Origin of the sequence: Staphylococcus sp. EG-SA-14 (assembly GCF_017151935.1) — a bacterium.
GTDB lineage: Bacteria > Bacillota > Bacilli > Staphylococcales > Staphylococcaceae > Staphylococcus > Staphylococcus aureus.
The window spans coordinates 1-251 of the sequence record NZ_JACVZM010000092.1; the positions used below are offsets into that span (position 1 = coordinate 1).

General features: G+C 33.9%; 1 pseudogene. It reads right to left on the reverse strand.

Going from position 1 to position 251, the window contains the following annotated elements:
* Window positions 1–125 precede the first annotated feature (125 nt).
* Window positions 126–251, reverse strand: a pseudogene (locus IDG63_RS14430) (glyoxalase III HchA); the annotation flags it as partial.

Consider the following 251-nt stretch of genomic DNA (forward strand, 5'->3'; position numbering starts at 1 on the left):
CAGTGTAAAATGTACTTGGGTCATGTAAAAGTCCTCCTGGGTATGTTTTTGTCGTTAAAAACATTGTACCGTAAAAGGACTGTTATATGGCCTTTTTACTTTTACACAATTATACGGACTTTATCAACATCAACGTCAAAACCTGCTTCCATTAAATGATGTAAAGGTAATAACATTTCAACAGGATGATTACCCGTAGAGAACATTTTTCCATTTTCCAATAATACATATCTCTCTTCAGCAGCAATCAT